Genomic DNA, 9968 nt, shown 5'->3' with positions numbered 1-9968 from the left:
GACTAGGAGTCTTCGCTCTTCGCGGCCTGGGCTTCTGCGATCACCTTGTCCCGCACGTTGGCGGGGGCTTCGTCGTAGTGGGAGAACTCCATGTGGAACTCGCCCTGTCCGCCGGTGATGCTGGTCAGCGCGCTCGCGTATTCCAGCATCTCCGACATCGGAACCTGTGCTTCGATCACCTGGGATGCGCCCTGGGCCGTTCCCGTCCCGACGCGACCGCGGCGGCTCGACAGGTCACCCATCACGTCGCCCACGTGGGTATCCGGCACCGAGACGTGTACGTCCATCACCGGCTCGAGCAGGGTCGGCGACGCGGCCTCGATGGCGTTCTTGAAGCCGAAGGACCCGGCTAGCTTGAACGCCATCTCGTTCGAGTCGACCGAGTGGTGTTTGCCGTCGATGCAGCGCACGCGGACGTCGACCACCGGGTAGCCGGCCAATGGGCCCGCTTCCGAGCTCTCGACGACCCCCTTCTCGACCGCGGGGATCAGATTGCGCGGAATCGCGCCGCCGACGATCTGGTCGACGAACTCGATCCCTTCGCCGCGGGGCAGGGGCTCGATGGTGAGGTAGCAGACTCCGAACATCCCCTTCCCGCCGCTTTGCTTCTTGAGCTTCCCCTCGACGTTCTCGGCCTTCTTCCGGATCGTCTCGCGGTAGGGGACCTTGGGCGTCTTGAGGTCGACATCGACGCCGAACATCCGCTTGAGCTTGCTGACCGTCATCCGGACGTGGAGCTCGCCGCGTCCGGTGAGGAGGAATTCCCCCGTGGCCGGATCGCGCCCGAGCTGAATCGTCGGATCTTCCTCCACGAGTCGGCCGAGCGAGCTGAAAACTTTATCCTCGTCGCCCTTTGATTTCGCCTGGATGGCATAGGAAATGACACCCTGGGGAATGTTCAGGGCGGGCAGTGCCACGCCCCCCTTCTCGGCGGTGAGGGCGTCGCCCGTGTGGACGTTCTTCAGCTTGGCCACGGCCACCAGATCGCCGGGGCCGGCTTCGGGCACCTCGATGTGCTGGTCGCCCTGCATCAGGAAGAGCTTTCCGAAGCGCTCCTTGCTCTCGCGGGTGGTGTCCAGGACGGGTGTGTCCGGGTGGATCCGCCCGCTCACGACCCGGAAGATCGACAGCGTGCCGGCGTAGCGGTCGATGCTGGTCTTCACAACCTGGGCGGTGAAGTGGGTGTCCGGGTCCGGGTCCAGGGGCTCGCCGTCGCGGCTGGCGAAGCTCTCGACGCGATCGGCGGCCGACGGCAGGATCTCGGCGATGGCCTGCAGGAGGGGCCCCACGCCGATCTGGCCCGTGGCCGAGCCACACAGCACGGGCAGGATCTGGCCCGAGCGCGCCCCGGTGACCAGGGCCTGCTGGATCTCCTCGGGTGTCAGCTCGCCTTCTTCGAGGTAGCGCTCGAGGAGCAGGTCGTCGCACTCGGCCACGTTCTCGACGAGTTCCTCGCGCGCAGAAGCGGCTGCTTCGGCGAGCTCGGCCGGAATCTCCGCCTCACCGCCCGGCGTGATCGCCTTTCCGGCCAGCAGGTCCACGACGCCGGAGAGCGCGCTCTCGGCGCCGATCGGCAGGGTGAGGGGGACGGGCTTCGCCTCCATCGCTTCGAGCGATGCCACCGCTTCTTCGAAGGAGGAGCGCTCTCGGTCGAGCCCGTTCACGTAGGCCACCAGCGGAAGGTTCCGCTCGCGGCAGAAGCGGAACATCCGGTCGGTGCCGACCTTCGCGCCATCGACCCCGGATACGAGGAGCACCGCACCGTCCAGGCTTTGGAGCAGGATCTGGCCGTCGGCCTGGAAGTTCGAATCGCCTGGGGTATCGACGAGGGTGAAGGCCTTGTCGCCGGCCTGGTAGCTGTAGATCGACGAGGTGATCGTCGTCTGCCGCTCTTTCTCCTCGGGGAGATGGTTCAGGACCGAGCTGCCTTCGGCGACGCTGCCGAGCGTTTCGGTGGCACCGGCGCCGTGGAGGAGGGCTTCCCCCAGTGACGTCTTGCCATCTCCCGAGTGACCCACGATCGCGAAATTGTGGGTGTCGCTGACTTTCACGTCCTTCACCGGATTCTCCTTTTCGGTCGGCTCGCCTCGTTCGGGGTCAGTCGCTCCCCGGCGGTCGATTCTTCTCGTAGATGATGCGCAGCCCCTCGAGTGTGAGGAACGGCTCCACCTTCTCGATGGCCTTGCTCTCGGCGGCGACGCGGCCCGCCAGGCCTCCCGTCGCTACGACCCGAGCCGGCCCGAGTTCTTCGCGGATGCGATCGATCATCGCGTCGACGACACCGGCCGTGCCGTAGAGCAGGCCCGACTGAAGGGCTGCCGTCGTCGTCTTTCCGATCACCGAACGCGGGCGCGCGATCTCCACCCGATGCAGCATCGACGCGCGCTCGAACAGGGCTTCCATCGACGTGTGGATCCCCGGAAAGATGACGCCACCGAGGTACTCGCCCCCTTCGGAGACGCAGTCGAAGGTGGTGGCCGTACCGAAATCGACGGCGACCACCGGGCCGCCGAACATCTGGTAGGCGGCCAGCGCGTTGACGATGCGGTCCGCACCGACCTCGCGCGGGTTCTCGTAGCGCACGGGCATGCCCGTACGGATGCCGGGCCCGACGATCAGCGGAGGCCTGTCGAAGAGCTTCGTCGACACGCGTTCGAAGATCGGGAGCAGGGGAGGGACGACGCTCGAGATGATGACGTCCTTCACCTCGCGCAGGTTGCGCTCGGACTGGGTGAAGAGGTTGTGGAGCACCAGGCCGACTTCGTCCGAGGTGTGCTCGCGATGGGTCCCGATCCGCCAGTGCTGGGACAGGGTGCCCTGTACGGCACCATCGTCGCTGGGGCCGTAGTCGAACAGTCCGAGCGAGACGTTGGTGTTGCCGATGTCGACCACGAGCAGCGTCACGCCGTCTCCTTCGCGACGGTGACGTCGCCGGCCACGAACCGAGCCACAGATCCTCCTGCGAGTTCCAAGAGCAGCGCCCCATCGGTGTCGATCCCGTGGACGCGGCCCCGGTGCTCTTTGCCATCTTGCTCACGGACGCCGACCTCGCGGCCTCGCATCCGGAAACGCGCTTCGAACCGGGGCAGTATCCCACGGAATCCCTCGACGGCGCAGGCATCCAGCACCTTTTCGAGCCATCCGTAGAGGGTCCGGGCGAAGGCGGCGCGGTCGATCGGGGCCCCGCGCTCGGCGGCAAGACTGGTCGCTGTCGCCCGGAACTCCGTTGGAAAATCGCCGGGATCCACGTTGAGGTTCACGCCGATTCCGAGCACCAGGAAGGCGATCCGGGTGGCCTCGGCGCCGAGCTCCATCAGGATCCCCGAGCTCTTGCGGCCGTTCACGAGGACATCGTTCGGCCACTTGATCTCGACCGCGTCCGGGGCCTCCAGGGTCTCGCTGATCGCCTCAGCGACGGCGACCGCCGAGGCCAGGATCCAGGCCGGCGCCTGGGTGATGTCGAGGGCGGGGCGCAGGATCGTCGACGAGTAGAGATTCAGGTAGGGAGGCGAGTAGAAGGAGCGGCCCAGACGCCCACGGCCCGCGGTCTGGCCCTCTGCCACCACGGTCGCGCCGTGCGGGGCACCGTCGCGCGCGAGCTCCAGCGCGACGCGATTCGTGGAATCGGTCTCATCGAGATGGTGGATCTCGCAGGCCATCCAGCGCGTTTCGAGACCGCGCCGCAGCTCCTCGGGGTAGAGCCGATCCGGCGCCGCGACGAGCCGGTAGCCACCCCCGGGCTCGGCATCGATCTGGTAGCCCCGCGCGCGCAGGGTCTCGACGTCCTTCCAGATCTGGGTACGGGAGACGCCGTGGGATTCGGAGAGCGCCACGCCGGTCAGGGGACGTCCCGCTGCGCTGCGCAGCGCGTCGAGTACCCGTGCCGGCCCGGCGCTCAACGCGTGACCCCTCCGCCGGTCGCTCCCGCTCCTTCGAGTTCCAGTGCGACGTCAGCGGCCGGCGCCGAGTGGGTGAGGGCGCCGATCGAGATGCGGTGCACGCCGGTCTCGGCGACGCTGCGCACGTTCGCGAGGGTGACGCCGCCGCTGGCTTCGAGCAGCGCCGTCTTGCCCAGGCGATCGACGATGGAACGCATCGTCGGCGGATCGCAGTTGTCGAGCAGCAGGAAGTCGGCGCCTGCATCGACGGCCGCGATGGCGTCGGCTTCGCTCTCGACCTCCACCTGGACGCGCAGTCCAGCGGGCGCGTGTGCGAGGGCGGCCTTCAGCGCGGCTTCGACGCCTCCGGCGAGCGCCAGGTGGTTGTCCTTCAGCAGGATGCCGTCGAAGAGGCCGACGCGGTGGTTGCGTCCGCCGCCGACCGCGGTCGCGTACTTGTCGAGGACGCGCCAACCCGGGAGCGTCTTGCGCGTATCGACGATCTCGGTGCCCGTACCCGCCACCGCGTCGACGTAGCGCTGGGTTTCGGTGGCGATGCCACACAGGCGCATCATGAAGTTGAGGGCCGGGCGCTCCCCGATCAGGATCGAGCGCAGCGAGCCGTGGAGTCGCGCCAGCGGTTCACCGGGCTGTACGCGATCGCCGTCGCGCACCACGGGCTCGAAGGTGAGGCCCGGGTCGAGTTCGCGGAACACCGCAGCCGCGATCGGCAGGCCGCACACGCAGAGCTCCTGACGCGCCTCGATCACGCCGACGCCCGGATCCTCGGGGCCAGTGACCAGCGCGGTGGTCACGTCGCCCGGGCCCAGGTCTTCGTCGAGGGCGAGCTGGACCAGCGCGCGCCAGGACCGATAGGGAGGCAGGTCCACGGGGCCGAGCACGCGCTTAGACTACTTCGTCCCCGCGCGCCGCGCTGCCGGAAGCGGCACGCTCCGGGCTAGCGGTCTTCGCCCTTGAGCCGCCGGATCTCCTCCTGGATGAGGGTCTCGGCGAGCTTCGGGACGACTTCCCAGGCGACCTTCTCGATGCGCTCGATCGACTCGCGCACGATCTTCTCGGTCACCTGGCCGAACGCATCCCAGGCGACCTTCTCGAGCGTGGCGCTGAGCTCTTCGCGCATCGCCGGCGACAGGGCCGGGACGCTGTCCTCGATCGGCGCCGCGTCGACTTCCAGCGCGGGGATCGCGTCCACCTCGGTGGGCATCGCTTGGACTTCGGTAGGCATCGGGGTCGGCGCCGCGGTGACCTCGGGCTCGGGCGGCCAGGGGCTGGCGTCGTCGGCATCCACCGCGGGGAGCGGCTCCGCTTCGAGCAGCGGCTCTTCGCCCGGTGAGGCGGCATCGACGGGCTCACTCTGGAGCATGCCCAGAACCGGGTCGGGCGGCAGCGAAGGCGTCTCGAACCCGGGGGTCTCGGCGGGCGGCGGTTCGAAGGCGGGCGCCTCGCTCTCGGACGGAGCGTCGAAGGAGAGGGACGGCGGGGCCGGGGGCGCGTCGTCGCCGAAGTACACCTGGGTGGCCGCCGGGTTGGCGTTCTCCGTCAGGTGCGAGAGGTCCGAGGAGGACACGTCGTAGTCCGATGCGCCGCTCGGGTCCAGCTGGGTGGCCTGGGCGAGGTCGGCGTGGTCGACCGGTGCCGCGATCGCATCGCTCGCGAAGCCGGGGTCGACGATCGGTGCCTCCTCGCGCGGCGGGGGCGGCGGCGTGTCGGGCATGAAGGCGACGGTCTCGTCCGGCGCCGTCGTGGCGTTGCCGAGATCTTCGTCGCCGAACGCGAACGCGGCGTCCTGGGCGGCGAAACCGAGCACTTCCACGTCGGTGTCCGCGACCGGCGGCTCCGGCGTCGGAGTGGCCGGTGCGGCGGGCTCGTCGTTGAAGAAGTCGAAGGCGCTGTCGCCCGACACGGTCGAGGCGGGCATCGGCTCCACGCGGGTCGCCGCCGGCTCCGGGGTGGAGATCGCTTCCGAGGCGACGGGCTCCGGCGTGGCAACCGGCGGCGGCGTCGCCGCGGCGGGCGTGGCTTCGAGCAGCGTTTTCACGCGGTCCACCAGGGTCTGCGCTTCGAAGGGCTTGGCCACGTGGCCCGCAGCCCCCGCGCTGTTCGCGCGGGCTTCGTCGAAGGCTTCGAAGGTCCCGGTCAACAACAGGATCGGCACGTGCGAGAGCTGCGGATCCGCCTTGAGCGTTTCGCAGACCTCGTAGCCGTTGAGTCCCGGCATCACGACATCCGCCAGGATGACGTCCGGGTTCATTTCACGGGCTTTGGCGACGGCGTCGTCCCCGTTGTCGACCGTGGTGATCTCGATATCTTCGCTCGCGAAGCTGATGCCAACGACCTTCTGGATCGTGACACTATCGTCGGCGAGGAGCAGGGTCTTGGGCATGGTCTCCCCCATCGCGTGCGCAGGGCACGCCGGCAATGCCTCGATCTAGCGTATCGACGACGGAACGTCCGCATTGAAGGCTTTTTCCGAGTGAAGCGCCCGCAGATTCGACGCTTCCGACCCGACCGCAGTCAAGCCCACGCCTCCGGACTCCGATGCAGCCGAGAGCCCGGCGCCCGTTCGGCCCCGGGGGAAGTGTCGAGGTCCAGCCGCACCCCATGAAGCTCCGAGCTGCCGCACGCTCCGATGTCGGCTTGCGTCGCGCGGCCAACGAGGACGCCTTCGCGCTGGCGCCTGCGCTGGGGCTGTACCTGGTGGCAGACGGGATGGGGGGCCACGTCGCGGGACAGCTGGCGAGCCAGCTCGCTGCCAACGGCACGGTGGAGGCCTTCCAGACGGTGGCCGAACGCGACGCCGAGCTGACCGAGAAGCTCCGCTATTGCGTTGCCTTCGCAAATCATCACATCTACTCGACAGCACAGCAGAAACCCGAAGTGAAGGGGATGGGCACGACGCTCGTGGCGCTGCTCGCGGGCGACGGCCGCCTGGCCCTGGCGCACGTCGGGGACAGCCGCGCGTACCTGGTGCGCGCGGGCAAGATTCGCCAGCTGACCGACGACCACTCGCTCGTCGCCGAGCTCGTGCGGCGCAAGGAGCTGTCGGCCGAGGACGCGAAGGGACACCCGCACCGACACGTGCTGACGCGGGCGCTCGGCGTCCGGCGGGAAGTCGAGGCCGATCTGGCGGAGCTGACCGCGACCGAAGGAGACACGGTCGTGCTCTGCTCCGATGGGCTCACCAACCACGTGAGCGACGACGAGATTGCCGAATTCGCATCGGCGAGCGACGACCTCGATCAGAACTGCGTTTCGCTGGTGGGCCTGGCCAACGAACGGGGCGGCGAGGACAACATCACAGTGGCGCTCGTGCGCTGTGACGATCCGGGAACGGCGGACTGAATCCCGCGCTCCTGCAGTCCGAGGCCGCGAAGCGGCGCCTCACATGGAGGCGCCCGATACCGGTTGCCTGATCCGGTATCGGGCGCAACAGAGGCCGAGGCCACTGCGGACTCGCTAGCGGTCGAGCATGCTCTTCAGCTTCGCCCGGAGGCGCAGCACGCTCTTCGTGTGGATCTGGCACACCCGCGATTCGGTGATGCCGAGGATCCCGCCGATCTCTTTCATGTTGAGATCTTCGTAGTAGTAGAGCGAGATCACGAGGCGCTCCTTCTCGGGCAGGCTCGCGATCGTCTCCGCGATGACGTGCTTCGTCTCGGTGAGCTTCAGAGACGCGAAAGCGTTCTCCGAGTTCACGTCCTCGACGATGTCGGCGAAGGTGCCGGCGCGCTCGCCATCCGAGTTGGTGCCGCGAATCTCTTCGAGGTTCACCAGCGAGATGCCGCGCACCTGGTTCAGGAGCTCGTGGAACTTCTCGATCTGCAGACCGAGCGAGTCCGCCACTTCTTCTTCGCTCGCGGTGCGGCCGAGGCGCTGTTCCACCTCGCCGTAGGCGCGCTCGAGCCGGCGGCTCTTCTGTCGGACGCTGCGCGGCACCCAGTCCAGCGATCGCAGCTGGTCGAGGATGGCGCCCTTGATGCGGAACTCCGCATACGTCTTGAACTTGCAGTTCTTCTCGGGATCGTACTTTTCGATCGCGTCCATCAGGCCAATGACGCCGGTGTTGTGCAAATCGTCCAGGTCGATGTGCGACGGCAGCCGGACGGCGATGCGATTCACGATGTATCGGATCAGCGGCGTGTGCTCGAGGACGATCTGTTCCTTCAAGTTCGCCGGGATCGCGTCGTGCTTCTCCTTCGCCTCGCGGAGGAGCGTTTCCATTCGAGTCTCCCTGTTGGCTTCCGCAAGTGGTTCGGCGACACCCCTGCCGCCCCCTTGCGCGCTGACGCAGGGACAAAGCACGGGCTGTGCCAAGTCTTCCGGGGAGAGCGGAAGCGGCGGCCAGGGGAGGGGTTCTTTCCCCTCGTCGATGCGAAGGCCCCTCGCCAGTCCTGCGAGATCGTTGGACTTTTCGCATGCCGCTGCGTGCTCGTGATACGCAGCGAGGTGCACGTCAGGACTGCCACCGCGGGCGGCAGGGGAGACGTCCCCTGTCGGGAGGCTGACGCCTCACCGGAGCGGTGCGGGATTTCTTGACGGCTGTGGGGGGCCGGGCCGTCCGCCCGAGCCAGAGGGCCTTTCGGCCTGTGCCGGTCTAATCGGCCTCGATGCCGTACTTCTTGATCTTCTCGATCAAGGTGGTGCGGTTCATCCCCAACAGCTTGGCCGCGGCGGCTTTGTTCCAGCCCGTCTTTTCGAGGGCGTCGATGATCAGCTGACGCTCGAAGGCGGAGACACGATCCTTCAGCGAGCCACTCTGTGCGCTCCCGGCGTCGGCGTCCGGCGCCGGAGCGCGGCGGAAGGCGTCGGGCAGGTCGTCCACCTGGATCTCGCCTTCGTCGCGCATCACGGTCAGGCGCTCGACCACGTTCTCGAGCTCGCGCACGTTGCCGGGCCAGCCGTAGTGGGAGAGCAGGTGCATGGCGTTGTCCGCGACCGAATCGACGCGGGTGCCGCGGTCCTGATTGAGCACGTCGAGGAAGTGCTGCACCAGGAGCGGGATGTCCTCGCGCCGGCGTCGCAGGGGCGGGACCTCGATCGGCACCACGTTCAGGCGGAAGTAGAGATCTTCGCGGAAGCGGCCGTCCTGGATCGCCTCTTCCAGCTTCTGATTGGTCGCGGCGATCACGCGGACGTTGACGGTCTCGGTCTTCGAGGAGCCGACCGGTTCGAAGGTGCGCTCCTGGAGCACGCGCAGGAGCTTCACCTGGAGGTTCGGGCTCATGTCGCCAATCTCGTCGAGGAAGATCGTGCCGCCGTGGGCGCGCGCGAAACGGCCCTCACGATCGGCGACGGCGTTGGTGAAGGCGCCCTTCAGATGGCCGAAGAGTTCGGATTCCAGGAGCTCCTCGGGAATCGCACCGCAGTTCACGGTCACGAGGTTCCGGTCCGCGCGTTTGCTGTTGTAGTGGATGGCGCGGGCGATCAGCTCTTTGCCGGTGCCGCTCTCGCCGGTCACCAGCACGGTGCTGTCGGTCGGCGCCACCTTCGCCACGATGTCGAGGACGCTCCGCAGGGCACCGCTGTGTCCCACGATGTTCTCGAAACGGTACTTCGCCCGTAGCTCGCTCTGGAGGGCGCGGTTCTCCGCCTTGAGGCGACCGTGCTCGATGGCCTGCTCCACGAGGCGCCGTACGACGTCGAGATGCCCCTGGTCGAAGGGCTTCTCGAGATACCAGAAGGCGCCGGCGCGCAGGGCTTCCACCGAGCTCTCCGGGCTCCCGAAGCCCGTCACCACGATGCAGGGCAGGTCGGGTTCGAGCTCGTGGACCTGGCGCACGAACTCCAGGCCGTTGATCCCGGGCATGCGGATGTCCGCGACCACCAGATCGATGCCGCCCTGGGTGACGCGGGCAAGGCCTTCCTTCGCGTCGCCGGCTTCGAAGACTTCGTGGCCGGCGCGTCCGAGGATGCGCGCGAGAGCACTGCGGTAGAACTCCTCGTCATCGACGACGAGGACATGCGACTTGGCCAGGGTGGGCTCCTCCGCCACGCGGAGGGGGGAAACCCAAGTGTAGACAGGCGTCTACGGCCCATCAAGCGGTGGCCGATTCCCGAGTCTCGGATTCA

At 67.9% G+C, this 9968-nt stretch carries 8 protein-coding genes; 1 reads left to right on the top strand and 7 read right to left on the bottom strand.

All coding sequences use genetic code 11. From position 1 onward, the window contains the following. Nucleotides 1-2 precede the first annotated feature (2 nt). From fusA to AAF430_16715, 5 genes are read right to left on the bottom strand one after another with little or no spacing between them, the layout of a single operon-like run. Nucleotides 3-2060 (bottom strand): elongation factor G, encoded by a 2058-nt coding sequence (fusA, locus tag AAF430_16735; protein ID MEM7411879.1) that lies wholly within the window; start codon nucleotides 2058-2060, stop codon nucleotides 3-5. Nucleotides 2061-2097: 37 nt separating this feature from the next. Further along, nucleotides 2098-2904 carry a type III pantothenate kinase gene (locus AAF430_16730; GenBank protein MEM7411878.1) on the bottom strand — a complete coding sequence of 269 codons (807 nt, stop codon included), beginning with the start codon at nucleotides 2902-2904 and terminating at the stop codon, nucleotides 2098-2100. Then, a complete protein-coding gene (locus AAF430_16725) occupies nucleotides 2901-3899 on the bottom strand; it encodes a biotin--[acetyl-CoA-carboxylase] ligase (protein ID MEM7411877.1) in 999 nt (332 codons plus the stop codon). The genes AAF430_16730 and AAF430_16725 overlap by 4 nt, the downstream gene beginning before the upstream one ends. Continuing rightward, entirely contained in the window at nucleotides 3896-4780 is an 885-nt protein-coding gene (gene nadC / locus AAF430_16720; GenBank protein MEM7411876.1) for a carboxylating nicotinate-nucleotide diphosphorylase, read from the bottom strand. The genes AAF430_16725 and nadC overlap by 4 nt, the downstream gene beginning before the upstream one ends. A gap of 56 nt (nucleotides 4781-4836) precedes the next feature. Next, complete coding sequence (locus tag AAF430_16715) at nucleotides 4837-6282, bottom strand: response regulator (GenBank protein ID MEM7411875.1); 1446 nt, start codon at nucleotides 6280-6282, stop codon at nucleotides 4837-4839. Between the two features lie 218 nt (nucleotides 6283-6500). On the opposite strand from AAF430_16715, the gene AAF430_16710 reads away from it, so the two are divergent. Next, the gene (locus AAF430_16710; protein ID MEM7411874.1) at nucleotides 6501-7241 is read left to right on the top strand and encodes a Stp1/IreP family PP2C-type Ser/Thr phosphatase; all 741 of its coding nucleotides are present in this window, start codon (nucleotides 6501-6503) and stop codon (nucleotides 7239-7241) included. Between the two features lie 114 nt (nucleotides 7242-7355). Here the strand turns inward: AAF430_16710 and AAF430_16705 are convergent, their stop codons facing one another. Together AAF430_16705 and AAF430_16700 are read right to left on the bottom strand one after the other, a co-directional pair. Beyond that, nucleotides 7356-8120, bottom strand: a complete 765-nt coding sequence (locus tag AAF430_16705) for a FliA/WhiG family RNA polymerase sigma factor (protein MEM7411873.1) — start codon at nucleotides 8118-8120, stop codon at nucleotides 7356-7358. Nucleotides 8121-8493: 373 nt separating this feature from the next. Continuing rightward, on the bottom strand, nucleotides 8494-9891 hold the full coding sequence (locus AAF430_16700; protein ID MEM7411872.1) for a sigma-54 dependent transcriptional regulator: 1398 nt from the start codon (nucleotides 9889-9891) through the stop codon (nucleotides 8494-8496). Between the last annotated feature and the right edge of the window lie 77 nt (nucleotides 9892-9968).

Source organism: Myxococcota bacterium (assembly GCA_039030075.1).
Lineage (GTDB): Bacteria > Myxococcota_A > UBA9160 > UBA9160 > SMWR01 > JAHEJV01.
Note: the sequence above shows the minus strand (reverse complement) of the source record. Positions and strands in the feature narration are given on the sequence as shown.

What these genes read in the sequence shown, in the direction of transcription:
- AAF430_16705 (MEM7411873.1), bottom strand. Translation starts at nt 8,120, where the DNA reads ATGGAAACGCTCCTCCGCGAGGCGAAGGAGAAGCACGACGCGATCCCG.
- AAF430_16710 (MEM7411874.1), top strand. Translation starts at nt 6,501, where the DNA reads ATGAAGCTCCGAGCTGCCGCACGCTCCGATGTCGGCTTGCGTCGCGCG.
- AAF430_16715 (MEM7411875.1), bottom strand. Translation starts at nt 6,282, where the DNA reads ATGCCCAAGACCCTGCTCCTCGCCGACGATAGTGTCACGATCCAGAAG.